The organism is Amycolatopsis sp. PS_44_ISF1 (genome assembly GCF_032335455.1).
Classification (GTDB): domain Bacteria; phylum Actinomycetota; class Actinomycetes; order Mycobacteriales; family Pseudonocardiaceae; genus Amycolatopsis.
The window spans coordinates 1,315,651-1,341,500 of the sequence record NZ_JANUXO010000001.1 but is presented as its reverse complement, the minus strand read 5'-3'; the positions used below and the strand labels follow the sequence as shown (position 1 = coordinate 1,341,500).

General features: G+C 72.1%; 19 protein-coding genes and 1 pseudogene. 15 read left to right on the top strand and 5 right to left on the bottom strand.

Going from position 1 to position 25,850, the window contains the following annotated elements; genetic code table 11:
• Positions 1 to 47 precede the first annotated feature (47 nt).
• A complete protein-coding gene (gene leuS, locus NYF13_RS06045) occupies positions 48 to 2,963 on the bottom strand; it encodes a leucine--tRNA ligase (RefSeq protein WP_315654703.1) in 2,916 nt (971 codons plus the stop codon).
• A 315-nt stretch (positions 2,964 to 3,278) separates the two neighbouring features.
• Between leuS and NYF13_RS06040 the strand changes: the two genes are divergently transcribed.
• Positions 3,279 to 3,701, top strand: a complete 423-nt coding sequence (locus NYF13_RS06040; protein ID WP_315654702.1) for an SdpI family protein — start codon at positions 3,279 to 3,281, stop codon at positions 3,699 to 3,701.
• Here the strand turns inward: NYF13_RS06040 and NYF13_RS06035 are convergent.
• The gene (locus NYF13_RS06035) at positions 3,698 to 4,279 is read right to left on the bottom strand and encodes a YqgE/AlgH family protein (protein WP_315654701.1); all 582 of its coding nucleotides are present in this window, start codon (positions 4,277 to 4,279) and stop codon (positions 3,698 to 3,700) included. The genes NYF13_RS06040 and NYF13_RS06035 overlap by 4 nt on opposite strands.
• 386 nt (positions 4,280 to 4,665) lie before the next feature.
• Here NYF13_RS06035 and NYF13_RS06030 point away from each other — a divergent pair, with 386 nt between their 5' ends.
• The 6 genes and pseudogenes from NYF13_RS06030 (at position 4,666) to NYF13_RS06005 (ending at position 12,099) form a co-directional block, all read left to right on the top strand.
• Complete coding sequence (locus NYF13_RS06030) at positions 4,666 to 5,961, top strand: MFS transporter (RefSeq protein ID WP_315654700.1); 1,296 nt, start codon at positions 4,666 to 4,668, stop codon at positions 5,959 to 5,961.
• 115 nt (positions 5,962 to 6,076) lie between these two features.
• Positions 6,077 to 6,376 carry a hypothetical protein gene (locus NYF13_RS06025; RefSeq protein ID WP_315654699.1) on the top strand — a complete coding sequence of 100 codons (300 nt, stop codon included), beginning with the start codon at positions 6,077 to 6,079 and terminating at the stop codon, positions 6,374 to 6,376.
• Positions 6,377 to 6,405: 29 nt separating this feature from the next.
• A pseudogene (locus NYF13_RS36665) lies at positions 6,406 to 6,645 on the top strand (hypothetical protein); the annotation flags it as partial.
• 131 nt (positions 6,646 to 6,776) lie between these two features.
• A complete protein-coding gene (locus NYF13_RS06015) occupies positions 6,777 to 9,023 on the top strand; it encodes an ADP-ribosylglycohydrolase family protein (RefSeq protein ID WP_315654698.1) in 2,247 nt (748 codons plus the stop codon).
• A gap of 19 nt (positions 9,024 to 9,042) precedes the next feature.
• Positions 9,043 to 10,158, top strand: a complete 1,116-nt coding sequence (locus tag NYF13_RS06010; RefSeq protein ID WP_315654697.1) for an ADP-ribosylglycohydrolase family protein — start codon at positions 9,043 to 9,045, stop codon at positions 10,156 to 10,158.
• Between the two features lie 42 nt (positions 10,159 to 10,200).
• A complete protein-coding gene (locus tag NYF13_RS06005) occupies positions 10,201 to 12,099 on the top strand; it encodes a glycohydrolase toxin TNT-related protein (protein WP_315654696.1) in 1,899 nt (632 codons plus the stop codon).
• On the opposite strand, the gene NYF13_RS06000 is transcribed toward NYF13_RS06005, so the two are convergent.
• From NYF13_RS06000 to NYF13_RS05990, 3 genes are all read right to left on the bottom strand, one after another.
• On the bottom strand, positions 12,085 to 12,930 hold the full coding sequence (locus NYF13_RS06000) for a methyltransferase domain-containing protein (RefSeq protein WP_315654694.1): 846 nt from the start codon (positions 12,928 to 12,930) through the stop codon (positions 12,085 to 12,087). The genes NYF13_RS06005 and NYF13_RS06000 overlap by 15 nt on opposite strands.
• A gap of 25 nt (positions 12,931 to 12,955) precedes the next feature.
• Positions 12,956 to 14,287 carry an ATP-binding protein gene (locus NYF13_RS05995; RefSeq protein ID WP_315654692.1) on the bottom strand — a complete coding sequence of 444 codons (1,332 nt, stop codon included), beginning with the start codon at positions 14,285 to 14,287 and terminating at the stop codon, positions 12,956 to 12,958.
• A 173-nt stretch (positions 14,288 to 14,460) separates the two neighbouring features.
• Positions 14,461 to 15,906 carry a CCA tRNA nucleotidyltransferase gene (locus NYF13_RS05990; RefSeq protein ID WP_315654691.1) on the bottom strand — a complete coding sequence of 482 codons (1,446 nt, stop codon included), beginning with the start codon at positions 15,904 to 15,906 and terminating at the stop codon, positions 14,461 to 14,463.
• A 102-nt stretch (positions 15,907 to 16,008) separates the two neighbouring features.
• On the opposite strand from NYF13_RS05990, the gene NYF13_RS05985 reads away from it, so the two are divergent.
• The 8 genes from NYF13_RS05985 to trxA all read left to right on the top strand — a co-directional run bounded on the left by NYF13_RS05985 (position 16,009) and on the right by trxA (position 25,765).
• Positions 16,009 to 16,515 carry an NUDIX hydrolase gene (locus tag NYF13_RS05985; protein WP_315654690.1) on the top strand — a complete coding sequence of 169 codons (507 nt, stop codon included), beginning with the start codon at positions 16,009 to 16,011 and terminating at the stop codon, positions 16,513 to 16,515.
• Between the two features lie 14 nt (positions 16,516 to 16,529).
• Positions 16,530 to 18,671, top strand: a complete 2,142-nt coding sequence (locus tag NYF13_RS05980) for a DUF6049 family protein (protein ID WP_315654689.1) — start codon at positions 16,530 to 16,532, stop codon at positions 18,669 to 18,671.
• Between the two features lie 597 nt (positions 18,672 to 19,268).
• Entirely contained in the window at positions 19,269 to 21,128 is a 1,860-nt protein-coding gene (gene murJ / locus NYF13_RS05975) for a murein biosynthesis integral membrane protein MurJ (RefSeq protein WP_315654687.1), read from the top strand.
• 82 nt (positions 21,129 to 21,210) lie between these two features.
• A complete protein-coding gene (locus tag NYF13_RS05970; protein WP_315654685.1) occupies positions 21,211 to 22,806 on the top strand; it encodes a protein kinase family protein in 1,596 nt (531 codons plus the stop codon).
• Positions 22,807 to 22,837: 31 nt separating this feature from the next.
• Positions 22,838 to 23,500: an RNA polymerase sigma factor SigM gene (sigM, locus tag NYF13_RS05965; RefSeq protein WP_315654683.1), complete on the top strand. Its 663-nt coding sequence runs from the start codon at positions 22,838 to 22,840 to the stop codon at positions 23,498 to 23,500.
• Positions 23,497 to 24,306 (top strand): hypothetical protein, encoded by an 810-nt coding sequence (locus tag NYF13_RS05960; RefSeq protein ID WP_315654681.1) that lies wholly within the window; start codon positions 23,497 to 23,499, stop codon positions 24,304 to 24,306. Before sigM ends, NYF13_RS05960 begins: the two co-directional genes overlap by 4 nt.
• 114 nt (positions 24,307 to 24,420) lie before the next feature.
• Positions 24,421 to 25,413, top strand: a complete 993-nt coding sequence (gene trxB, locus NYF13_RS05955; RefSeq protein WP_315654679.1) for a thioredoxin-disulfide reductase — start codon at positions 24,421 to 24,423, stop codon at positions 25,411 to 25,413.
• Between the two features lie 28 nt (positions 25,414 to 25,441).
• Positions 25,442 to 25,765 carry a thioredoxin gene (gene trxA / locus NYF13_RS05950; protein WP_315654678.1) on the top strand — a complete coding sequence of 108 codons (324 nt, stop codon included), beginning with the start codon at positions 25,442 to 25,444 and terminating at the stop codon, positions 25,763 to 25,765.
• Positions 25,766 to 25,850: the final 85 nt, after the last annotated feature.

Here is a 25,850-nt window from a genome sequence, read left to right as displayed (position 1 = left end):
AGGCCGCCCCGGGCGGTTCCCGGAGCGGCCTTCGGCGCGGGGCGCGGTCACAGCACGATGTTGACCAACCGCCCCGGCACCACGATCACCTTGCGCGGCGTCTTGTCCCCGACCAGCGCGGCGACCTTCTCCTCCGCCAGCGCGGCGGCCTGGACCGCGTCGTTCGCCGCGTCCGCGGGAACCGTGATCCGCGAGCGGACCTTGCCGTTGACCTGGATCGGGTACTCGACCGAGTCCTCGACCAGGTACTTCTCGTCCACCACCGGGAACGGGCCGTGGACCAGCGAGTCCACGTGCCCCAGGCGGTGCCACAGCTCTTCGGCGACGTGCGGGGCCATCGGGGCCAGCAGCAGCACCAGCGGCTCCGCCACCTCGCGCGGGGTCGCCGCGGCCGAGCCGTACACCTTGGTCAGGTGGTTGTTCAGCTCGATCAGCTTCGCGCCCGCGGTGTTGAAGCGCAGCTCCGCGTAGTCCTCCCGGACCCCGGCGATGGTGCGGTGCAGCAGTTTGCGGTCGGCCTCGGTCGGTTCGTCCGAGGTGACGCGCAGCTCGCCCGTGTGCTCGTCGACGACCAGGCGCCACAGCCGCTGCAGGAACCGCTGCGCACCGACCACGTCCTTGGTCGCCCAGGGACGGGACATGTCCATCGGGCCCATGGACATCTCGTACATCCGGAAGGTGTCCGCGCCGTAGTTGTCCGAGATCTCGTCGGGCGTGACGGCGTTCTTCAGGCTCTTGCCCATTTTCCCGTACTCCTGGTTGACCGGCTCGTCACCCAGGAAGAACTGGCCTTCGCGCTCCACGACCTCTTCGGCCGGCACGTACACGCCGCGCTGGTCGGTGTAGGCGTACGCCTCGATGTAGCCCTGGTTGTACAGGCGGCGGTACGGCTCCTTCGACGACACGTGGCCCAGGTCGTACAGCACCTTGTGCCAGAAGCGGGAGTACAGCAGGTGCAGCACCGCGTGCTCGACGCCGCCGACGTACAGGTCGACGCCGCCCGGGTCGTCCACGCCGTGCTCGGCCGGGCGCGGGCCCATCCAGTAGGCCTCGTTCTCCGGCGCGCAGAACACGTCCTCGCTGTCCGGGTCGACGTAGCGCAGCTGGTACCAGCACGAGCCCGCCCACTGCGGCATCACGTTGGTGTCGCGCCGGTACTTCTTCGGGCCGTCGCCCAGGTCCAGCGTGACCTCGACCCAGTCCGTGGCGCGCGACAGCGGCGGCGACGGCTCGGAGTCGGCGTCGTCCGGGTCGAAGGTCTTCGGCGAGTAGTCGTCGACCTCCGGCAGCACCACGGGCAGCTGGTCCTCGGGCAGCGCGATCGGCAGGCCGGACTCGTCGTAGACGATCGGGAACGGCTCGCCCCAGTAGCGCTGGCGGGCGAACAGCCAATCGCGCAGCTTGTACTGCACGGTGCCCTCGCCGTGGCCGTGCTCCTCCAGCCAGTCGATGATCGTCTTCTTGGCGTCGGCCACGCCCAGGCCGTCCAGGCTGACCGAGTCGTTGGCCGAGTTGATCGCCACGCCGTCGCCGGTGAACGCTTCGCCCTCGAAGCCGGGGCCGGGGTCGACCGTGCGGACGATGTCCAGCTCGAACTTCTTGGCGAAGTCGTGGTCGCGCTGGTCCTGCGCGGGCACGGCCATGATCGCGCCGGTGCCGTAGCCCATCAGCACGTAGTCGCCGACGAAGACCGGGATTTCCTTGCCGTTGACCGGGTTCACCGCGTACGTGCCGGTGAAGACGCCGGTCTTGTCCTTGTTCTCCTGCCGGTCCAGATCGGACTTGCGGGCGGTGGCCGCGCGGTACTCGGCGATGGCCTCGGCCGGGGTCGCCGCGCCGCCGGTCCAGCTCCGCGGGTGCTCGCCCGGCCACTGCGCGGCGGTCAGCTCGCCGACCAGCGGGTGCTCGGGCGCGATCACCAGGTAGGTGGCGCCGAACAGGGTGTCCGGCCGGGTGGTGAAGACCTCGACCTTCACCCCGTCCGGTCCGGCCGCGAACCCGACCCGGGCCCCCTGCGAGCGGCCGACCCAGTTGCGCTGCATGGACTTGACCTTGTCCGGCCAGTCCAGCAGGTCCAGGTCGTCGACCAGGCGGTCGGCGTACGCGGTGATCCGCATCATCCACTGGCGCAGGCTCTTGCGGAACACCGGGAAGTTGCCGCGGTCGCTGCGGCCGTCCGCGGTCACCTCCTCGTTCGCCACGACCGTGCCCAGGCCCGGAGCCCAGTTCACCGGCGCTTCGGAGATGTAGACCAGCCGGTGGTCGTCGATCACCTTGCGGCGCTCGACGTCACTCAGCTCGGCCCACGGGCGGCCGTCCGGCGTCGGGCGCTCGCCGGCCGCCAGCGCCTTCTCCAACTCCTCGATCGGCCGCGCCTTGCGGGCTTCGGCGTCGTAGTAGGAGTTGAAGATCTGCAGGAAGATCCACTGGGTCCACCGGTAGTACTCCGGGTCGATCGTCTCGATCGACCGGCGCTCGTCGTGCCCCAGGCCCAGCCGCTTCAGCTGGCGGCGCATCGTGGCGATGTTCGCCTCGGTGGTGGTGCGCGGGTGCGTGCCGGTCTGCACCGCGTACTGCTCCGCGGGCAGGCCGAACGCGTCGTAGCCCAGCGTGTGCAGGACGTTGCGCCCGATCATCCGGTGGTAGCGCGCGTAGACGTCGGTGCCGATGTAGCCCAGCGGGTGCCCGACGTGCAGGCCCGAGCCGGACGGGTAGGGGAACATGTCCTGCACGAACAGCTTGTCCGAGGGCACCGGCTCACCCTCGGCCGCGAGCGGGCCGGTGGGGTTGGGTGCGTGGTAGGTGCCGTGGTCGGACCAGTAGTCCTGCCAGCGCTGCTCGATCTGCCCGGCCAGCTCCGCGGTGTAGCGGTGCGGTGGGGCCTTCTCGGCGCCGGGCGCGGCTTCGGCCGGCGTCGGTGTTTCCGCCGCGCCGGCAGCCGGGGATTCCGTGAACCCTGTCATCGCCGTTTTCCTCCGTGTCGAGCCGCTCCAGAAACAACTCGACCCCCCAGGCCCGAAGGCGTGAGGGGTCGCCGCGCCGGTGCGTGGCCATGGTGGCCTGGTCAGCGCGGCAGGCTAAGGAGCAGCCGAGCCGTGTTCATGGTCTTATCTTAACGTCCTGGTCAAAGCCGTTCGGACGGGACCGCCCCAGCGATTGCCGGCGTCACCCGGGGCGCAGCCCCCTCGAACGGCGCTGCGCCGGTGAGGACATGGGCTGCAGCACGGCGGACGAGGGTGTCCACCGGGTGGCCGGGGCGTCGCGCTTATCCTCGTGGGGTGTTCGCTATCGCGCTCGTCCCGATCGTGCTGGGTCTGCTCGTCGGCTGGGGTGGCTTCCTCGGCTTCCGCGGGCGGCTGACCCGGGAAAGCGGTACCGGGGTCCGCACGGCGGCCTCGCTGCGCAGCGAGGCCGCGTTCAAGCTGGCCAACCGGGTGGCCGGGCTGCCGACGCTGGCCGGCGGCGCGGTGGCCGTGGTCTCCGGGCTCGCGGCGCTCGCGATGCCGACCACGGCCGGGCTGGTCGCGGCCGCCTTCGTCGGGGTGCTCGGACTGCTGGCCATGGTCGTCGGCGGCGGGGTGCTCGGCGCCCGCGCGGCGCTGACCGTGCCCGCCCCGGCCCCGGCCGCCCCCGCCGGCTGCAGCGGCTGTGCCTGCGGCGCCGGTGGCTGCGGCGTGTTCCAGAAGGCCGACGGCAGCTAGTTGCGCTGCAGGTCGCCCGGGTGGGTGGCCAGCAACGCGATCGGCACGCCCTGACGGCGCAGCACCTGGCCCCACAGGTCACGGTCGGGCGAGGCCAGGATGTCGCTCGGCAGCGCGGGCACGATGACCCAGTCTTCCCGCTCGATCTCGTTCGCGAGCTGCCCCGAGTCCCAGCCGGCGTAGCCGGCGAACACCCGCACGCCGCGCACCTTCGGCACCAGCACCTCGGGATCGGTGTCGAGGTCGACCAGCGCCACCGGTCCGCGCACGGCGATCACCCCCGGCACGCTGGCCGCGGTCTCGCCCGTGCGCAGCGCGGCCAGGCACAGCGCGGTCTTCTTCTCCACCGGCCCGCCGACGAACACCGACTGCGGTTCGGCCACGTGTCCGCCCCAGGCGGGCAGCACGTCGTGCACGGGCACGTCACTCGGTCGGTTCAGCACCACCCCGAGCGTGCCCTCGTCGCGGTGGTCGATGACGAACACCACGGTGCGCTTGAAGTTCGGGTCGAACATCGTGGGTGCGGCGACCAGGAGCGTTCCCGGTTCAACCTCGGCGTCCGCTGGCACGCCCGCCATGATCCCACCTCCGGCCCGGAGAAAACCCGGCGGCCGGGGAACACCAGCCCCACCCGCCCCGTTGGACACAGTGGCCGGTGCACTCCGTGTCCCCCGGGCTCACTGAGAAACCGCCTTTGTGGAATACCAGTTCGGCTGGAGCCACACTGCGCCAAGCCGCCGAGAGGCGACCAAGTGCGCCGGCCCCCAGCTACTCGCGGAGCACCGCTTCGCCGGGGCCGCACTCGGGTGTCCACCGGGGGCCGGGCCCCCGAACCCCCCACCGGTGCGCCGGCCCCCAGCTACCCGCCGAGCACCGCATCGCCGAGGCCACACCCGGGTGTCCACCGGGGCCCGACCCGAAAGCACCTTCTGAGCCCGGTGACCGGATGGCTACCCTGAACCGCGTGACCACCAGCAGCGCGGCGACCACGGAGCGGATCGGTCCGAGGCGGCTGGTGCGCGACCCCGATTTCCGCCGTCTGCTCTACACCCGGTTCGCCGCGCAGTGGGGGGACGGGGTCTACCGCGCCGGGCTGGCCGGGGCGGTGCTGTTCAACCCCGAGCGCGCCGCCGACCCGCTGGCCATCGCCGGGGGGTTCGCGGCGCTGCTGCTGCCGTACTCGATCGTCGGGCCGTTCGCGGGGGCGCTGCTCGACCGCTGGGACCGGCGGAAGGTGCTGGTGGCCGCGAACCTGCTGCGCGCGGTCGCGATCCTGGCTTCGGCCGCGGCGGTCGGCACGGGGCTGAGCGGCACCGGGTTGTTCTCCCTCGCGCTGCTGGCCGAGGGCACGTCACGCTTCATCGGCTCCGGTCTGTCGGCCTCGTTGCCGCACGTCGTGCCCACCTCGAGCGTGGTCTCGGCCAACGCTTTCGCCACGACGCTGGGCTCCGGGCTCGCCGTGGTCGGTGGCGGCTGCGCCATCCTGCTGCGCGCCGTGTTCGGCGCGGATGACGTGGGCTCGGCCGAGACGACCGCGTTCGCCGCGCTGGGCGCGCTGGCCTCCGCGCTGTTCGCCTGGCGGTTCAGCCGTGGGGTGCTCGGGCCGACGGTGGTCGACGAGCCGACGAACCCGCTGCTCGCCGTCGCCCGCGGGCTCGCGGACGGCGCGCGGCACGCCTGGCGCGCACCCAGCGTGACGGCCGGTTTCATCGCGCTCTTCGCCCACCGCGCCGCCTACGGCATCTCGCTGCTGGTCACCGTGCTGCTGATGCGCAACTACTTCGTGGACGACGGCGTCTTCCGGGCCGGGCTGCCCGGGCTCGGCCAGATGGTGGCGCTGGCCGGGGTCGGCATCGTCGTCGCCGGGCTGGGCACGGCGCGGCTGATCCGCGGGCTCGGCCGGCTGCGCACCATCCTCGGCGCCCTGGTCGTGGCCGCGATCGCGCAATCCGCGCTCGGCCTGCCGATGCTGCTGCCGCTGGCGCTGATCGCGTCGTTCCTGATCACCGGCGCGGGCCAGGTGCTGAAGCTCGGGGTCGATTCCTCGGTCCAGCTCGACGTCGCCGACGAGGCGCGCGGCCGGGTGTTCGCCCTCTACGACACGCTCTTCAACCTCACGCAGGTGGCGGCCGTGGCCATCGGCGCGGCGTTCGTGCCGGTCACCGGGCATTCGCCGGGGCTGATGCTGGCGGCTACCGCCTGTTACGTGCTGGGCGGGGCGGGCTACCTGCTCGCGCGCCGGCGCACCGGGCCAGGCTGATTCGCTGCCGCAAACCGTTGGGCCGAACGGAACTGTGATCAGTCTGCTGGCATTAGGGTGACGCGTGACCCGGCCGGGTGAGAACCGGCGAGTTCGTCCACCACGGGGGGCCATCGTGAGCACCACCGGCGACGATCGAGCCCGCCTCGATGCCACTTCCGCCGTGCTGACTTCGCCGGACGGACTGGTCCAGGTCACCGTCGGTGCGGGTGGGGCGCTGGGCAAGCTCGAGTTCGCTCCCGACACCTTCGAGCGCACCTCTCCGGCGCAGCTCGCGCACACCGTCCAGGACCTGGTGCAGCAGCTCGCCGAGGCCCCACTCGCCGACGGGTTGCCGCAGCCGGCCCCGCGCCCCACGCCGAGACGGGTGCGTCCACGGGCCGCGCTGCCGCAGAACCGCCGCCGCGGCCTCTGAGACCGCCCGTCCCGAATGCGTTGATTCACGTGGAACAAACCTTCTCCGCGGACGAGCAGCGAGCGCTGCCGGAGACCGACCGGGGACGGGACGACTGGCCGATCCAGGCCGACCCGACCCGCACCAACGGACTCACCCGGTTGGCGGAAGGCGCCGCCGTGCTGCGTTTCGGCGAGGAACCCGTCAACCTGGTACATCACGACGAGGTACGGTTCGTTACGACGTCACTGCCACTCGAACGAGAGCGAGTGGCCCGCACCTATCGACTCTGGCGATCACTCCACGTGATCACCGGGATCACCGTGCCCAGGGCGAACCGGCCGGGCGGGCCGTGGCGTACGTGCGGCCGAAGCCGATCTCGGCGCACGAGTCCGACGGAAGCCCGGAGAGGATCGAGTAGGTGGAAGCGGCGGAAGCGATGGAGAAGGTCGGGAACTGGCTGCGCGCTGTGCACGGTCCCGAAGTCGTCGGCCCCGGCGGCCTCCGGGTCGACCGCGATCAGGTGCTGCGCATTCCCGAAGGCTGGTCGATCCCGTACAACACCGTGGCCTTCCTCGACGACGGCCGCCCGGAGAAGGAGCTGTTCCCGCCGCCTTCGGTGGTGGTGCGCGAGCCGGACGGCGAACTGCGCCAGGCGCACCCGCACCCGGGCGGGCTGAGCATCCCGGTCGCGTTCCCCGGCCAGGAGAGCTGGCGCGAGGTCGTGGACCCGGAGTACGTGAAGGCCGGGCTGGGCGAGCTGGGCGTGCCGCTGCAGGCCGTCGCGGGCTGGGTCAAGGTCGACAACGAGGGCCACCAGACCGGCGACGAGCGCGAGAACCCCGAGTACAAGGCCGGCCCGATCCGCCGCGGCTACCCCAACCCGGAGAACACGCTGGAGACGCTGCTGGCGTTCGCGAGCGTCGGCTGGCTGACCCGCGAGCAGTTGCTGATCGGCCTGCTGCGCTGCGAGGTCTTCGTGCCGCTCGACGCCGAGAGCGGCTCCACCGACCGCTTCTACTTCTCCGAGGAGCGCAACGAGCTCAAGGTGTTCAGCGCGACCCGGCACTTCCCGCCGCGCGAGCACGCCTGGTGGCGGGTGGACCTGGCCACGCTGGCCGAGTTCGAGCACCCGCCCAACTTGGTGATCAACGGCGGTCCGGCGACCTTCGAGGACGTCGGCGGCGACGAGCTGGCCGCGATCGCCAAGCGGTTCCCGCGTCACGAGCCGCGGATCGACCGCAACGGCCGCTGCCCGGAGGCCGAGGAGGACCTGGCGCGGCTGGCCCGGGACACGGCCGCGCGGATGGGCCTGGACGAGCCCGTGCCGCCGCCGCTCGGCGCCGCGGAGCGGGCTCGCCGGCACGGGTTCGAGCTGACCGCCGAAGAGTGCCAGAAGACCGTGCTCGGCGAATCCTGGCTGCGGCGGATGGCCCAGCCGGACGCGCCTCGGAGCAAGCCGAACGATCTGCGCGCCAACGGCCTCGTGCCGTCCTGGGACAACCACGGACGGTTGGTCGCGCGGCTGGACACCTTCGGCAAGTACCACGAGCAGGAGCTGGAGAACTTCCGCTACGGCTGGCAGCGCGTCACCGGCGCGTTCGTCGGCTTCGCGCTCGGCGAGGCGCTGGGCATGGCCGTCGACCGGCTGCGGCTCGACGAGATCATCACCCAGTTCGGCCCGGACGGCGTCGCCGACCTGCCGGTGGCCTTCGACCAGCCGGGCCGCATCGGCTCGCTGACGCAGCGGCTGCTGTTCTACACCGAGGCCGTGATCCGCAGCCCGCACCGCGAGCAGCCGGAGTCGCGCGAGGTCGAAAAACTCTTCCCGGGCGTGGTGCGCGGCGCGCTGATGCGCTGGCTGCACACGCAGGGCGCGCCGTACGAGGAGGCCGACGGCTGGCTGGTGCAGGTGCCGGAACTGCACGTCCGCCGCACCGCCGAGGACGCCGAACTGAACGGCTACCACGCGCTGGTGACCGGCTCACCCGCCGCGGCGCCGATGTCGGGCCCGGCGGCGCTGGTGGCGGCGCTGCCCGCGGTGCTCACCACGGCCGGTCCGGGCACGGGCTTCAGCGGCGGCGTGCGCCAGGCCGTGCGGGAACTCGCCGGCGTCACGCACCCGCACGAGGACGACCTGACCGTGGCCACCTACCTGGCCTGGCTGTTCGAGTCGGCGCTGACCAAGGAGGCGTTCAGCTACCCGGTCTGGAACCTCTCGCGCGAAATCCTCACCGAGCACAACACCACGTTCGTCAACGGCCCGGAGTGGGCGCCGGTGAAGGCGATGGTCGCGGAGTCGGTGCCGTTCTTCGGCGAGCACGGACTGCCGGACCTGCGGATGCCCGAGCTGATCGGCGACGGCCAGAGCACGCTCTCGGTGCTCGGCCGCGCCTTCGCCGCGCTGTCCGGCTTCGAGAACTACCCGGAGCAGGCCCTGCTGCGCGCGGTCAACCACTCCGGCCGCAGCGCGCTGACCGGCGCCATCGCCGGCGCCCTGCTCGGGGCCAGGGCCGGGGTGCCCGGACTGCCGCCGAAGTGGGTCGACCAGCTGGAGTTGCGCCACCTGATCGAGCAGCTCTCGTCCGACGCGCTGTGGCACTTCGACCGCGATCCGGCGCTGAGCCGGCTCGGCGAGCAGTGGGTGCAGCGGTACCCGCGGCACTGAACCGGCACCGGATCACCCGGTGCCCGAGACGACGACGGCGGTACTGGGCAAGATGGGCGGCATGGAGGCACACCGGCTGCGCGGCAGCCTGCTCGCCGGGGCGATCGGTGACGCGCTCGGCGCGGCCACGGAATTCGACTCGATGGACCGGATCCGGGAGCTGACCGGGCCGGACGGCATCACCGACTTTCTATCCGCGTACGGCGGTGAAGGGCGCTTCACCGACGACACGCAGATGACGCTGTTCACGCTCGAAGCGCTGATCCGCGCCCACTCGCAGCAACGCCGGACCGGCGACGCCGACGTCGTGCACTCGCTCCAACTGGCCTACCAGCGGTGGCTGCACACGCAGGGCGTGCCGTGGGTGCAGGCGCGCGGACCGCGGTCGCCGGCACCCGCGCCGGACGGCCACCTGATCACGCAGGGCGAGCTGTTCAGCCGCCGCGCGCCCGGACTGACCTGCTTCGGCGAGCTGGAGGAGTACGGCCGGTCCGGCCTCCGCGGTGGCGTCGAGCGGCCGGTGAACAACTCCAAGGGCTGCGGCGGGGTCATGCGGGTCGCGCCGGTGGCGCTGTGGTCCGACGAACTGGGCGAGGTGTTCGGGCTCGCGGCCGAGGCGGCGGCGCTGACCCACGGCCACCCGAGCGGGTACTTGCCGGCCGGCACCTTCGCGGTGGTCGTGCACGAGCTGCTGATCGGCAAACCCCTGCTCGACGCCGTCTCGACCGCGCGCGCCGAGCTGGTGCGCCATCCCGGGCACGAGGAGACCGACGTCGCGCTGGAGCAGGCTCTGGCCGCTCCCGGGCCGCCGACGCCGGAGCGGCTGGAGGCGCTCGGTCAGGGCAACGTCGGGGAAACGGCGCTCTCCATGTCCGTGTACGTGGCTCTGAACTGCGGAGACGCCGAATCCGCCCTGCTCGCGTCGGTGAACCACGGTGGCGACAGCGACTCCACCGGCTCGGTCTGCGGCAACCTCGTCGGCGCGATGTACGGCGAGCAGGCGTTGCCGTCCCGCTGGCTCGACCGGCTGGAGCTGCGCGAAGTGATCACGGGGCTGGCGGACGACGCCGTCGCCGAGTTCGGGCCGGACGCGCCGTCCGGCGACCGGTGGTCCACGCTCTACCCGGTCGACTAAGTTCTTTCCGGGGTCAGGCGAAGGGGATGGGGAGGAACCGACGTGCGCTACCGGGTCGAAGCCGCGGAACGCCCGGACGGGCTGTACGCGACGCTGGAGGGCCGCACGTTCGCGGCCGAGCGGTCGACCACCGACGGCACGCTGATGCTGTCGCTGCTGCCGGGGGACCAGGACACGCCCGAGGGCTTCGACCGGGAGCACAACGGCCGTCCGGCCCGGGTGGTGCTGGCCAACGAGGTCCCGGCGACGTTCACGCTCAAGACCTACTGCGAGTACGACGACGAGCTGTTCGAGGTCGCCCCGGGTGAGCGGCCCGAGCTGACGCTGCGGTGGACGCAGCACGACCCGGTGCGCGCCGTCCAGCTCGGCCTCACCGACTTCTCGGTGACAGTGCCCGCGAAGCAGCTCACGGCGCTTTGGCAGGCCCGCCGCGACTACAACCTCGAAATCAGCCACGAAGCCGGCATCGACCAGAGCAGGCTGTTGCGCGCCATCGGCCGCACGCTGCGCGCGGTGCCCGGTGGCTGGACCCGGGTCGGCGCGCAGTTCCGGCAGGTCGGTGACTACTCGGAGCTGGAAGTCCGGGCCATCGGCGACGAGAACGGGCCGGTGTCCGTCTCGCTGCCCGCGCCACCTCGGCTGACCTCGCTGTTCTCCCTGCTGCGCGCCGCGATGTACCAGCCGGAGAGCGGCACCTGGTTCCAGGGCACGTTCACCCTCGACACCGAGGCGCAGTTCGACTTCGACTTCGACGCCGACCAGGAGCCCGGGTGGCGGCTGCCGCCTAACGACAGCGGCCGGCCGACGTCGCTGCCGTACGCGATGGAGCTGGCGAACTTCCCACGCCCGCCGAAGCAGCTGCCCGAGTGGCTGGCCGCGAAGGCCGAACTGCCGCTCGACCTCGTCTTCCGCCAGGCCCGCGTGGTCGACGCGCACCACGAGGGTGAGCGGCCCGTGGTCAACCGGCCGCCGGTGCCGCCGGACCAGGTCCGCGGCGTGCTCGACTACCTGTTCCGCGCGCCGGTGGCGCTGGTCCGGCCGGTGCCGCAGCCGGACGTCTTCGCGCCCGGCGCCCCGCCGGACGTCCCGCAGGCCTTCCACACCGACGGCGCCTGGATCTGGCCCGCCGCCGTGCCGCACTACCTGCGCAAGTACGGGGTGCCGCCGGAGCCGGAGCTGATCGAGCACATCCGCGCGGCCGGGTTCCGGCCGCCGTTCGTGCGTGAGCTGGTGCGGGCCACGGCGGAGGCCGACGTGCTCGGCCAGCCGCGGCCACCGCGGTCCGAGGCCGACCTGCCCGACGAAAAGGCGCTGGCCCGCGTGGCCCGCGAAGACGAACCGGGCCGTCCGCTGCGCGCCGCCGAGACGCTCGCCCTGCTGCAGCAACGGCTGACCGAAAGCGGCGTGCCCGCCTCGGCCTACCGCATCGGCGCCAACGAGGTGCCGGTCGAGGACGTGTGGACGCTGCGCCGGGCCGACAACCGCTGGGAGGTCTCGCGTCCGCCGTCGACGGAGCCGGTGTCCTTCCCGAACCTGGCCGGAGCCGCCCGGTACCTGCTCGGCACGCTGCTGATGCTGCCGCCGCGCGCACCCGACGAGTCCGACCAGCCGGCGGACTGGCCGATCCTCCCGTTGCGCGGCGAACCGCCGTTGAGCTTCTACCGGGGCAAGCGGCTGATCGTGCTCCCGGCCGGCACCACCGTGCAGCGCTACGGCAACGAGACGGGCAACCTCGTGCACTCCGCGTCCTCGCGATTCGAGGAGACTTCGCTGGCTCCCGCACGCGAGCGGGAACGGCAGGTGTACCGGGTGCAGCGCGCGGTGCGGGTGCTCACCGGCGTGACCGCGCCGTGGGGCCCGATGCCCGGCGGCGCCGTCGCGTACCTGCTGCCGCGCCCGATCGCGCAGCACGTGGAGGCCGGGGCGCTATCCCGCGTGTGAGCCGCGCGCGGTGACGAGGACCGCGGGCGACCACCAGTAGTCGGCGAGCGGTTCGACGTCGATCTCGGCGAAACCGGCACCGGCGAGCTGGGCCGACCAGTCCGCAGCGGGCTGCTCCCAGTTCGTGCGCTGCTCGTCGGCCACCAGACCGAGCAGCACGGGCAGGAGAAAGCCCTGTGCGACAAGGGAAGCGTCCTCGCCGTACTCCGCGACCCCACGTTCGTACCGGGCGGCCAGCGAGTGGAGGTGCTCGGCCGAGCCCTCGGGCTGCTCCGGTACGTCGAACTCGGCCAGCACCAGCGTTGCGGTACAGGGGCACAGGTTGCGCAGGAGCTCGGCGCGCTCGGCCGACGGGATGGACTGGAGCGCGAACGTCGACTGCGCGAGGTTCCACGTGGAACCGGACGAAGCCAGGAACTCCTGCGCCGTCGCCTCGAACCGGTTCGCCCCGGGAACGTCCACTGCGGACAGCAGCCCGGACGAAGGCTCCACCAGGTCGATCCGCGAGGGCCGGAACGAGGACTGCGCCAGCGCCGGGACCACGGCCAGTCCGTCCCCGCAACCCAGGTCCAGCAAGGACTCCGGGCGCAGCCGGTCGTACCGCGCGGCCAGCTCGGCGCTCAACCTCCGGTACAGCTCGACGTTGCCGCCGCCGCGGATGAACGCGGTGAAGGCCCGCGGCTGGTCGTACACCGGACCGGCGCCGTCGGTGGTGAGGTACGCGGAAAGCTCGGCCCCCAGCGGGGAATCGGTGCGGCCGGCCAGGTTCGCGGCCCGGGCGCGGTCCCCGGCCCGGTAGGCGGCCAGCGCGTCGGCGAGGTGGGTGCTCATCCCGGAGTGTCTAGCAGGCCCCGGCTCAGAACGGCACCCACAGCGTCACCCGCGTGCCGCTGCCCGGGGTCGACTCGACCAGCGAGGTGCCGCCGACCTCGGCCAGCCGCGCGGTGATCGACTCGCTGATGCCGAACCCGGCCGGGCGGGACTCGGCGCTGAAGCCGGTGCCGTGGTCGCGGGTGATCACCGCGATGCCGCCTTCCCGCTCCTCCACCCGCACCACGACCTTGTCGGTCCCCGCGTGCTTCATCGTGTTGCGCAGGGCCTCGCGCACGGCGTCGCGGATCGCGATCTGGCGGACCTCGGTGAGCGTGTCGTTGTCCAGTTCGGAGATCACGAGCTGAGCGCGCAGGCCGTCGCGCGCCATCTCCGCGGCCAGCGCGGCGAGCTTCTCGCCCAGCGGCCGCGAGCCCTCCTCGGCCCGCTCCGCGGCGGCCGTCTCGATCGTCTGCCGCAGCTCCATCGCCTGCGCGCGGGCCAGTCGCTGCACCTCGACCAGCCGCTCCCGGGCGTCCCCGGCCCCGCCGAGCGAGATCGCCTCCAGCGTCTGCAGCACGGTGTCGTGCAGCATCCGGTGCTGCTGCGCGCGCTCGGCGAGCCGCCCGTTGCGGATCCCGTAGGCCAGCGCGAGCCGGATGCCGAGGCCCAGCAGGATCAGCCCGCCGATCCCGGTGAACAGCACGCCGAACATGGTCGGGTACAGCGACCAGGCCTGCGCGAAGTCGGCCGAGCCGCGGTTGAGCCAGTCGGAAAGCAGCCGCACGGGCAGGCTGATCAGGCCCAGCCCGATGCCCGACGGGATGCCGACGGCCAGCGTGAGCAGCGCGACGTCCCCGAGCAGGTGCTTGTCGGCCACGCCCAGCGCGTCGTGGAACACCGCCGAAGGCACGCTCAGCCCGATCACGAGCTGGAACCCGATGGTGATGACCAGGTCGGCGATCAGCAGCCGGGCCGCCCGGTCACTGCGGAACGGGGCGCGGCGCAGCATCCAGAACAGGCCGAACACGCTCATCAGCACCGAGCACAGCGCGACCAGCCCGACCGGCAGCGCGTCCCGGGTCCCGTGCGCCGCCACGAAGGCGCCGAACGCGCCGGGCACCGCGACGATCCGGTAGGCCAGCGGCACCAGCACCACGTACCGCGCGGCCCGCAGCATCAGGCCGTCGTTGTACCGCACGTCGACCGGGCCGGTCATGCGGGAGATCCGCTTCAGCGCCCGGACCGGCGTGGGGTCGGCGATCTCGTCGGTCAACCCGGTGGTCGCCGTCGCCAGCGCGGGCGTGCCGCGCCGCAGCAGGGTGACGAGGAAGCTCGAGCTGCGTTCCGAGCGGTCTCCGGACGCCTGTGCCGCCATCGATCTCCCCGGCTCGGGGCGCGCCCACGACGGCGCACCGGGCAGCGAGTATCACCCGCCACCACGGCTCGATCCAGAGGCCGAACGGGGTTGCGGGCCGATTCTCGATCACGAATTCGACTCTTGTTCGCCGAGCTCACCCCAGGGTGATCAACCGTGCCCGGAGCGCGAGATCATTTCCCTCCGGAGAGCCCTTCGGCGGCGGCCCAGCGCTTCAGCTCGGCCACGGCCTCGTCGTGGTCCAGCGGGCCGCGGTCGAGCCGCAGCTCCTTGAGGAACTTCCACGCGCGGCCGACCTCCGGGCCCGGTTCGAGCCCCAGCAGGCGCATGATCTCGTTGCCGTCGAGGTCGGGCCGGACCCGGTCGAGGTCCTCCTGCTCCTTCAGCCGGGCGATGCGCACCTCGAGGTCGTCGTACGTCGCCTGCAGCGCCGCCGCCTTCTTGCGGTTGCGCGTGGTCGAGTCGGCGCGGACCAGCTTGTGCAGCCGGGTCAGCAGGTCGCCGGCGTCGGTCACGTAGCGGCGCACGGCCGAATCGGTCCACTCGCCGTTCGCGTACCCGTGGAACCGCAGGTGGAGGAACACGAGCTGGGAGACGTCCTCGACGATCTCCTTCGAGTACTTCAACGCCCGCAAACGTTTGCGGGCCATCCGTGCCCCGACCACCTCGTGGTGGTGGAAGGTCACTCCGCCGCCCGGCTGGAACTCCCGGGTGTCCGGCTTCCCGGCGTCGTGCAGCAGGGCCGCGAGCCGCAGCACCAGGTCCGGCTCCGACTTCGGCTCGTGCCGCTGCTCCAGACCGATCGCCTGCGCGAGCACGGTCAGCGAGTGCTGGTAGACGTCCTTGTGCTGGTGGTGCTCGTCGATCGTCAGGCGCATACCGGGCAGCTCGGGCAGCACGTGGTCGGCCAGGCCGGTGTCCACCAGCAGCTCCAGGCCGGGGCGCGGGTCGTCGGCCAGCAGCAGCTTCGACAGCTCGGTCTGCACGCGTTCGGCCGTGATCCGGGTGATCTCGCCCGCCATGGAGGTCATCGCCTCGACCACCCGCGGCGCGGGCCCGAAGCCCAGTTGCGCGGCGAACCGGGCCGCGCGCAGCATCCGCAGCGGGTCGTCGGCGAAGGACTCCTGCGGGGTCGCGGGGGTGTCGAGCACCTTCAGCCGTACCGCGTCGAGACCGCCGTGCGGGTCGATGAACGTCTTGGCGGCCAGGTCGATCGCCATCGCGTTGACGGTGAAATCGCGCCTGAGCAGATCGCCCTCGATGCTGTCGCCGAAGGTGACCTCCGGGTTGCGGCCCACCCGGTCGTAGTTGTCGGCGCGGAACGTGGTGATCTCGAGCGTCATGCCCTTCTTCGTCACCCCGACGGTGCCGAAGGCGATGCCGACGTCCCACACCGCGTCGCCCCACTCGCCGACGATCTGCAGCACGCGGTCGGGCCGGGCGTCGGTGGTGAAGTCGAGGTCGGCCGAGAGCCGGCCGAGCATGGCGTCACGGACGCTGCCCCCGACCAGGTACAGCCGGTGGCCGGCGCGGACGAAGCGCTCCGCCAGCTCGTCGGCCAGGGGGGAGACACGCATCAGCTCCGTCACCGCGTTCTGCTGGGCGACCAGGTTGTTCACTTCGATCCCACCACGGAAGTGGTGCCCGTACTACGGGCACCGTCGGACACGGACACGAGAGAGCCAGCGTACCCGGGCAACCGTTTGCTCTAGCATCGCAGCATGCCTGGATCTTCCGGCCGCGCCGGAGCGCCCAAGCCGCGACGGCGGCGCAGGCGCCAGCGCGGCCGGCGGCTGACCACCGTGGACGAGACCTCGGCCGGCGGGCTGGTCGTCGACCCCGGCCGGGAGCACGCCGCGCTGATCGGGCGGCTCGACCGGCACGGCAAACTGCTGTGGTCGTTGCCGAAGGGCCACATCGAGGACGGTGAGACGGTGGAGCAGACCGCGGTGCGCGAGGTGCGGGAGGAAACGGGCATCTCGGCGCGGGTGCTGCGCCCGCTGGGCACCATCGACTACTGGTTCGTGGCCGAACGGCGGCGGGTGCACAAGACCGTGCACCACTTCCTGCTCGAATCCACGGGGGGCGAGCTCTCGGACGAGGACGTCGAGGTCACCGAGGTCGCCTGGGTCCCGCTGGCCGAGCTGGAGCACACTCTCGCCTATTCGGACGAGCGCAAGCTGGTCCGCAAGGCCAAAGAACTTTTCGCGCACGACGACCGCGCCTGAGAGGGAGCACCCGAGTGAAGCGGCCGGCCGCCTTCTTCCTGTCCCTGCTGTTCTTCGCAGTGGCCGCGCTGTTCGGCGCGCCCGCGTGGGCGCAGGACGAGCCGAACCCGGAGCCCCCGCGGCTGCGGATCGACCTCACCCAGCTCAGCCCCCGCGTCGTCACCGGCGACTCGGACCTGCTCACGGTGTCCGGCACCGTGCGCAACATCGGCGACCGGCGGATCACGCGCCCGCAGGCCCGGCTGCAGGTCGGCGAGCGGCTGACCAGCGACCGCGCGGTGACCGGCGTGCTGTCGGGCGAGCAGGCCCAGGACACCCCGCTGACCGACTTCAGCACGCTCACCGAAGCGCTGGAGCCGGGCCAGAGCGCCCGTTTCGACATCCGGGTCCCGCTCAACGGCCGGACCCTGTCCAAGCCCGGGGTCTACCCGATGCTGGTCAACGTCAACGGCACGCCGGAGTTCGGCGGGGCCGCCCGGCTCGCCGCGGTCAGCCTGCTGATGCCGGTGCTTTCGGCGCCCGGGGGCAAGGCGAACCCGCCGGCGGCCAAGCGCGCGAACGTCAGCGTGCTCTGGCCGATCACCGACAGCACGCCGCACGTGCTCTCGTCGCCCTACGGCGGCCAGCTGACCCTCTCCGACGACACGCTGGAGAAGGAGCTGAAGCCGGACGGGCGGCTGTACTCCCTGGTCTCCGCCGCGCGGGCGGCCCAGGAGAACAACCCCCGCGTCCGTGACTCGCTGTGCTTCGCGATCGATCCGGACCTGCTTCAGACCGTCGATGCGATGACCCGCGGTTACGTCGTCGGCGGGGCCCCCGGTCCGGGCGGCGGCGCGGCGAAGGACTGGCTGTCCTCGCTGCAGGCGCTGGTCAAGGGCCGCTGCGTGGTGACCATGCCGTTCGCCGACGCCGACCTCACCACCCTCGGCAAGGTGCACTCCGCCACCGGGGCCGACCCGGACCTGCTCCAATCCGCGCTGGGCGGCGCCGCGACGATCCAGCGGCTGCTCGGCGTCCGCCCGCAGGAGGGCGTGCTGTGGCCGGACGGGACGCCGGACTCGCAGGCGCTCATCGCGATGGCCGGCGCGGGGTTCACCACGGTGCTCACCGATGGTTCGAAGCTCCAGGCGAAGGCCCCGATCTCCGGCGCCGTCACCCTGTCGCCGAGCGGGCAGCGCGCCCAGCCGATCGACGGGCTGATCGCCGCCGCGATGACCGGTGCCCCGCCGAACCCGCAGTTCCCGACCACCGTCGGCGCCGCCTCCCAGCCCGCGATCTCCGGGCAGAACGGCCTCGCCGCCATCGCCTTCGAAGCGGGTCTCGGCCGGACGGACACGAAGCCGAACGCCCGCCTGCTGGTCGCGCCGCCGCGCCGCTGGACCGCGCCGACGTCCGAGCTGACCACTTTCCTGGACCAGCTCGGCGCCTACTTCGCCGACGGTCTGGCCACCGGTGCCCCGCTGACCGCGCAGTTGCAGGCCGACGCGACCGGCACCGCCTCGCTCTCGGCCGGCTCCCGCGACCAGCCCGCCTCGACCGGTGATCCCGAAGCGCTTTCGACGCTCGACACCCAGGCTTCGGGTCTGCTGTCGGCTATGCGGGTGGACACCACCGCGCGGGTGCAACCGGAGGCCATCGTCGCGCCGGTGCGTGACGCGATCGTGCGCGGCGCGTCGACGGCGTGGCAGTCCGCCGCCCCGGACGCCGCGGTGGCGAACGCCAACGCCGAGCTCGGCGCGATCCGCAACCAGGTGACCGTGGAGCAGCCGAAGCAGACGATCGCGCTGGCTTCCGGCTCGTCCCCGCTGCCGGTGTACGTGCGCAACGACCTGCCGGTGGGCATCACCGCGCAGATCGCGCTGAAGAACAACATCGGCATCCGGCCGCTGGCCCCCCAGCAGACGCCGTTCCCGGCCCATGCCGGGCAGAACAAGTACCTGCAGATCGAAGCCCTGCGCGCCGGCCTGCTCAGCGTCGATGTGTCGTTGACCACGCCCACCGGCACCTCGCTCGGCACGCCCGCGCGGTTCGAGCTGACCTCCACCGAGTACGGCCCGATCACCATCATCTTCACCGTGGTGGCCGGGGCCGCGCTGCTGCTGCTGGCCTCCCGCCGCATCTACCGGAGGATCAAGGAGAGCCGCAAGGCCGGCTGATTTTTCCCACCCGGTCCTGCGGGGGACCGAGTGCGCGGCCCCTTCGGCGATTACCCTGGGTCGACCACTGCCACAACGGCAGGGACCCCGAGCACGAGGATTGGGCACGCGTTGGACAAAGAGCCGGGCTTACCACCCGAGCGTGCGGGCCGTCCTCGGCGCGAAGGCGCGCCACCGCGGCGCGACGAGCGGGGTGAGCCGCCGCGCCGCCGCCGCCAGCCGCCGCCACAGGGCCAGCCGCCGACGGACCGACGGCAGCCGCCACCCGCCAACGGGCGGACGCGGCAGATGCCGGTGCCCGAGGAGCGGCCGCAGCGCCGGGTCCCGCCGCCGCCCCCGCAGGGTCGCCAGGGTGCCCCGCCGCGCAAGCCGGCCGGGCCGCCGCCCACCCGTCGCCAACCGGTGCCACCACCGCAGGGACGGCCGCCGCTGCCGCAGCCGTCCGGGCCGAGGCCGTCGGGGTCCGTGCCGTCCGGACCGGTTCCGCAGCCACCGGGCCCGCTGCCCCAGCCTTCGGCGCCCGTGCCGTCCGGACCGGTCCCGCAGCCGCCGGTCACGGGGCCGCCGTCGGGACCGCAGCCGGTCTCGCCCGGCCCGATGCCCCCGCCGCACCGCGGCCGCGGACCGCGCCCGGGCACGCCGATCCGGCCGTGGCAGGAGGAGGCCCTGCGCGATCCGGAGGCGACGCGGTTCATCCCGCGCACCGCCGGCGTGCCGATGGCCGCCTCGCGCTGGCCGACCGCCGACCCGGACGTGCTGCGCCCGTACGACGCGCTGGCCACGCAGGTCATGCCGCGGATCAAAGACGCGCCGCTGGCGCGTCCGCCCGGGGTCGAGACCACCGGCGAGCAGCCGATCGCCCCGGCGAAGTCGCCTTCGCTGGCCAAGGCGAGCGGGCGGATGGCGATCGCCTCGCTGATCAGCCGTGTCACCGGCTTCCTGTGGAAGCTGCTGCTGGTGGCGGCGATCGGCGCGGGCATCTCCAACGACTCGTTCAACGTCGCCAACACGATGCCGAACATCATCTTCGAGCTGCTGATGGGCGGGGTGCTGGCCAGCGTGGTCGTGCCGCTGCTGGTGCGCTCGCAGGACGACGAGGACGGCGGCGAGGCCTACACCCAGCGGCTGCTCACGGTCGCGGTCACGCTGCTGCTGATCGGCACGGTGGTCGCGGTGATCGCGGCACCCGCGTTCACCTCGCTCTACGTCGACTCCTCGGGCAAGGCCAGCCCGCAGCTGACCACGGCGTTCGCCTACCTGCTGCTGCCCGAGATCTTCTTCTACGGGGTGTTCGCGCTGCTCTCGGCGGTGCTGAACGCCAAGCAGATCTTCGGCCCCACGGCGTGGGCGCCGGTGGTCAACAACATGGTGGTCATCTTCACCATCCTGGTGGTCTGGGTGATGCCCGGCGGCATCGACGAGGTCCACCCGTCCATCACCGACCCGAAGGTGCTCACACTGGGCCTCGGCGTGACCGCCGGCATCGTGGCCCAGGCGTTCATGCTGATCCCGCCGCTGCTGCGGTCGGGCTTCCGGCCGAAGTGGCTCTGGGGCTTCGACCGGCGGATGAAGGAGTTCGGCGGGCTGGCGCTGTGGATCGTCGGCTACGTCGCGGTGAGCCAGGTCGGCTACACGGTCACCACCCGGGTGCTGACCAAGGGCACGCCCGGCGGGGTCACCGCGTACAGCAACGCGTGGCTGCTGTTCCAGCTGCCGTACGGCGTCATCGGCGTCTCGCTGCTCACCGCGATCATGCCGCGGATGAGCCGCGCGGCCGCGGACGGCGACACGAAGAAGCTGATCGGCGACCTGTCCTACGCCTCGCGGATCTCCACGGTGATGCTCGTGCCGATCTCGGCGGTGATGACCATCGTCGGCTCGTCGATCGGCGTGGCGCTGTTCACCTTCGGCAAGGGCTCGCTGGAGAGTGCGGAGCGGCTCGGCGAGGCGCTGGCCATCTCGGCCTTCGCGCTGCTGCCGTACGCGCTGGTGATGCTGCAGATGCGGGTGTTCTACGCGATGAAGGACGCCCGCACGCCGACGCTGATCATGATCGTGATGACGCTGGTCAAGGTGCCGCTGCTGTACCTGTGCCCGGTGGTGCTGACCTCGGACAACATCGTGCTGGGCGTGATGATGGTCAACGCGCTGACCTTCGTGGTCGGCGCGATCCTCGGCCAGGTGTGGCTCTGGGTGACGCTGGGCAACCTGCGGAGCAAGCGGGTGATCGGCGTGATCCTGTTCACGGTCGTCGCCAGTGGTCTCGGGGTGGCCGCGGCGTGGCTGGTGGGCCAGATCGTGCCCGACTCGCTGGGCGTGACCCTGCAGGCCTGGATCAAGTTGCTGCTGCAGGGGATCGTCGGGATCACCGTTTCGTTCGGGGTGCTCATGGCCCTGAAGGTCGAGGAGCTGAAGCCCGCCTCGTCCAGGATCACCCGTTTGATCAAGCGCGGGTAACGATTGATTCACGAGTGACGACGCTTGTCCCAGGCCTTGTCCGGGTATCCTCGGTCCGGGAGCGCGACGCGGGAGAGAAGCGGTGGACACGAGACGGAGCGAACAGGCAGGGGAGGCCAGCCGATCGGGCGTACGCGCCCAGGGCGGCTCGCTGGCCCCGGGCCGGGTCGTCGGCGACGGCCGGTATCGCCTGCTCGCGCAGTTCGGGGTGGACGAACGAGCCGCCGCGCACCTGTGGCGGGCACGAGACGGGCAGCTCAAGCGTGATGTCGCGCTGACCCTGCTGGTGGGGGACCCGGCCGACCCGGAGGCCGCGAGGCTGGCCCGGCGGACGCTGGAGCGCGCGGCGCACGCGTCGAAGTTCGGGCACGGCGGCGTCGCCCGGGTGCTCGACGTGCTGAGCCTCGGCAGCGGGGTCACCTCGAGCGAGGGTCTGCTCGGCGTCGTGGTGGCGGAGTGGACCAAGGGCAGTGACCTGGTCGACCTCGTCGCGCAGCGGCCGGTGGCCCCCGCCGCGGCCGCGCGGATGGTCCAGGCGCTGGCCGAAGCGGTGGAGCACGCACACCAGAACGGCCTGGTCCTCGGGCTCGATCACCCCCAGCGCCTGCGGCTCACGCCCAACGGCGCGTTGAAGCTCGCGTTCCCCGGCCCGCTGCCGGAGGCGACGCTGCGCGACGACGTGAAAGCGCTCGGCGCGGTCCTTTACCTGCTGCTCACCGGTCGTTGGGCGCTGCCCGGCGGTCCGCCCGCGATCCCCGCGGCCCCGCTGACCCCGCAGGGTCTGGTCGTGCCGCCGCGCACGCTGGTGCCCGCGGTGCCGCCGGAGCTGTCCTCGCTGGCCGTCCGCACCATCGAGGACGGCGGCAACGGCGGGATCCGGACCAGCTCGGCGATCCTGCGCGTGCTCGGCCAGGTGGCCGACGAGGAGGAGCGCACCCAGCTGATCAAGGCGGTCGGCGACAGCGACGAGGCCCCGGCCGACGGCACGCTCTGGACCACGAAGAAGCCGGTGAAGGACGTCGCGCGGCGGCGGAAACTGGCCTTCGGCGTCACCGTGCTGGTGGTCGCCACGGTGGTGATCCTGGCCTGGGGCGGGCTGATGCTGATCAACCTGTTCCAGGGTGATTCGAAGGCCACCGGCCCGACGATCAACGTCGCGGCGCCGACCAGTCAGAGCGCCGCGCCACCGGCGAGCTCGGGCGCGCCGCCGTCCTCGCCGGCCCAGCCGAAGCTCGGCGATCCGGTCACCCCGAAGTCGGCCGCCGTCTACAACCCGGAGGGCTCGGGGGACAACGCCGGGCGGGCGAAGAACACGATCGACGGTGACCCCGGCACGGTCTGGCGCACCGACCAGTACCAGCAGCAGCTGCCGGTGCTGAAGCCCGGCGTCGGCATCGTCGTCTCCTTCGACGACGCGGTGAACCTGGCCCAGGTGAAGATCACCGCCGACAGCCCGGGCACGAAGGTCGAGATCCGGTCGGCGGACAGCAAGAACCCCAAGCTCGACGACACCAAGGTGGTCGGCACCGGGGACCTCAACTCCTCCGACACGACCCTCACCCTGCAGCAGCCGACGCAGGGGCAGTACTTCATCGTCTGGATCACCCAGCTGGGGGACGACGGCGACGGCGGCTTCATCAGCCAGATCGGGGAGCTGAGCTTCCTGCCTGCGGGGTGACGCGTCTTACCCACTCAGTAGGCTCTCGCGGGTGACGGCTGCAGCTCCCACGGACGCGGATCTCTTAGCGGCGCACGCCGCCGGGGACCCGCATGCGTTCAGTGAACTGGTCCGGCGACACCGGGACCGCCTTTGGGCGGTCGCGCTGCGGACGCTACGCGACCCGGAGGAGGCCGCGGACGCGCTGCAGGAGGCGTTCATCTCGGCCTTCCGCGCGGCCGGCAACTTCCGCGCCGAGTCCCAGGTGACCACCTGGCTGCACCGGATCGTGGTCAACGCCTGCCTCGACCGCATCCGCCGGCGCCAGGCCCGGCCCACCGTCCCGCTGCCCGAGACCGGCTTCAACGAGCCGGCATCACCGCGTGACTCGATGGCGGAGAAGGAGACGAGCCTGCTCGTCCGCGCCGCGCTGGAGCAACTGCCCGAGGATCAGCGCGCGCCGATCCTGCTGGTCGACGTCGAGGGTTACTCGGTGGCCGAGACGGCGAAGATGCTCGGCATCGCCGAAGGCACGGTGAAGAGCCGGTGTGCGCGAGGGCGCGGGAAACTCGCGAAGGTTCTCGGGCATCTGCGGAACCCCGATGCGCACGGGGGCGTCCCAACTAGCGAAAGCAAACGCAGGCACGCCACTTCGGAGGGGTCTCGAAGTGCCGGGCGGGTCGAAGGCTCGCCGCGGAACGAGGAGGGACGATGACGGACGAAAGCCGGGGGGTCGGCGAGGCCGCCGGCCCGCCCTGGTCTGTCGACCTGCTCGCCGACCTCCACGCGGGCGTCCTGGACGAGCACGAGGCCGCCGAGCTGTGGCCCCGGGTGCACAACGATCCCGAAGCGCTTGCGGTCATCGAGGCGCTGGAGGCCACCACGGCCGACCTGGCTTCGCTCGCCCTGGAGCCGGCCCCGCCGATGCCGGCCGAGTACGCGGCCCGGCTGGACGCGGCGCTGGCGGCGGAGACCTCAGCCCGGCCGGCTGCCCCGTTTCCCGTCACCACCCCGATCCCGGCCCCGGCACCGTCCGCTCCGGCGGCCGGCGACGCGCCCGTGGCGAACCTCGCGGCCGCACGGCGGAAGCGCAACCGGCGGCTCGGCTGGGCCGCCGGAGTCCTGACCGCGGCGGCCGCGGCGATCGTCGTGGTGGCGGTCGCGGTGCCCGGCCGCCCGCAGGAGTCCGGGGTGGCGGCCCCCGCGCCGTCCGCGCCGTCCGCGCCGTCCGTCAGCGGCGACGGCCGCGGGGCGGAGACCCTGCTGGGTGGCGCGATGGGGGTCCGGGACTTCGGCCCCCTCCAGGACGAGCAGCGGCTCGACGCGTGCGTCTCCGCGGCCGGTCTGGACCCGGACGTGCGCCCGGTGGGCATCCGGCCGGTGAACGTGGACGGCAAGGCCGGCGTGCTGGTCGTGTACACCACGGGCGAGCTCGCGCAGTACCGGATCGTGGCCTTCGGCGCCGACTGCGGACCGGGCCGGGCCGACAAGCTGTTCGACCGGGTCGTGGGGAAGAAGTAGCCGCTGGTCGGGCCGGTAATGGTTCGGTAAGTAGTGGGCGTCACCGTCGGGAACACCGCCACCTACGATCATGTTGAGCCTGATGCACAGGTCACTACGAGCGGAGGTCCACGGGTGGTTGCCGAGGAAATCAGGAACCTGATCGTCGTCGGGTCTGGTCCTGCCGGTTACACCGCCGCGGTCTACGCGGCACGGGCGCAGCTGGAACCGTTGGTGTTCGAGGGCACCCAGTTCGGCGGCGCACTGATGACCACCACGGAGGTCGAGAACTTTCCCGGCTTCCGCGAAGGCATCCAGGGTCCCGATCTGATGGAGGAGATGCGCAAGCAGGCCGAGCGCTTCGGCGCGGAGCTGCGGGCGGAGGACGTCGAATCGCTGGAGCTGACCGGGGACGTCAAGTACGTCGTCGCGAACGGCCGGCGCTACGCCGCGCGCGCGGTGGTCCTCGCGATGGGCGCGGCCGCGCGTTACCTCGGCGTGCCGGGTGAGCAGGAGCTGCTCGGTCGCGGTGTGTCGGCCTGTGCGACCTGCGATGGCTTCTTCTTCCGCGACCACGACATCGTCGTGGCCGGCGGCGGCGACTCCGCGATGGAGGAGGCGACCTTCCTGACCAAGTTCGCCAAGTCCGTCACCGTGGTGCACCGCCGCGACGAGTTCCGGGCGTCGAAGATCATGCTTGAGCGCGCCCGCGCGAACGAGAAGATCAAGTGGCAGCTGAACTCCCAGATCACCGGGGTCGAGGGTGAGGGCAAGGTCGAGGGCGTCAAGGTCAAGGACACCAAGACCGGCGACGAAAGCACCCTGGACGTGACCGGCTTCTTCGTGGCGATCGGCCACGACCCGCGCAGCGAGCTGGTGCGGGGCCAGGTCGACGTCGACGAAGACGGCTACGTGGTGACGCAGGGGCGCAGCTCGTACACGAACCTGCCGGGCGTGTTCGCGGCCGGCGACCTGGTGGACCGCACGTATCGGCAGGCCATCACGGCGGCCGGCTCCGGCTGCAGCGCCGCGATCGACGCCGAACGTTGGCTGGCCGAGCACGGTGAAGCCGAGGCCCACGAAGCCCCTGAACTGGTCGGCGGCGGCTACGGCGCCGGCGCCCACTGATCTTCCCAACCACGCGAAGGAGAAACCGATGACCAACACCGTGAAGGTGACGGACCAGTCGTTCGTCGACGACGTTCTGACCAGCGAGAAGCCGGTACTGGTGGACTTCTGGGCCACCTGGTGCGGCCCGTGCAAGATGGTCGCCCCGGTGCTCGAGGAGATCGCGGCCGAGAACGGCGAGAAGATCACCGTCGCCAAGCTCGACATCGACGAGAACCCGAACACGGCGCGTGACTACCAGGTGATGTCGATCCCGACGCTGATCCTGTTCCAGGGCGGCAAGCCGGTCAAGCAGATCGTCGGCGCCAAGCCCAAGGCCGCGCTGCTTTCGGACCTGTCGGACGTGCTCTGAGCGAGCGGGCGCTGTCCATCCGTTGAGAACCCGGGCCTGCGGTGATCCACCCGCGGGCCCGGGTTCTCGCCCGTTCGGGTGAGCC

Excerpts from the sequence above, each read along its gene's own strand:
- leuS (WP_315654703.1), bottom strand. The coding sequence starts at position 2,963 with ATGACAGGGTTCACGGAATCCCCGGCTGCCGGCGCGGCGGAAACACCG.
- NYF13_RS06035 (WP_315654701.1), bottom strand. The coding sequence starts at position 4,279 with ATGGCGGGCGTGCCAGCGGACGCCGAGGTTGAACCGGGAACGCTCCTG.
- NYF13_RS06000 (WP_315654694.1), bottom strand. The coding sequence starts at position 12,930 with ATGAGCACCCACCTCGCCGACGCGCTGGCCGCCTACCGGGCCGGGGAC.
- NYF13_RS05995 (WP_315654692.1), bottom strand. The coding sequence starts at position 14,287 with ATGGCGGCACAGGCGTCCGGAGACCGCTCGGAACGCAGCTCGAGCTTC.
- NYF13_RS05985 (WP_315654690.1), top strand. The coding sequence starts at position 16,009 with ATGCCTGGATCTTCCGGCCGCGCCGGAGCGCCCAAGCCGCGACGGCGG.
- murJ (WP_315654687.1), top strand. The coding sequence starts at position 19,269 with ATGCCCCCGCCGCACCGCGGCCGCGGACCGCGCCCGGGCACGCCGATC.
- NYF13_RS05960 (WP_315654681.1), top strand. The coding sequence starts at position 23,497 with ATGACGGACGAAAGCCGGGGGGTCGGCGAGGCCGCCGGCCCGCCCTGG.
- trxA (WP_315654678.1), top strand. The coding sequence starts at position 25,442 with ATGACCAACACCGTGAAGGTGACGGACCAGTCGTTCGTCGACGACGTT.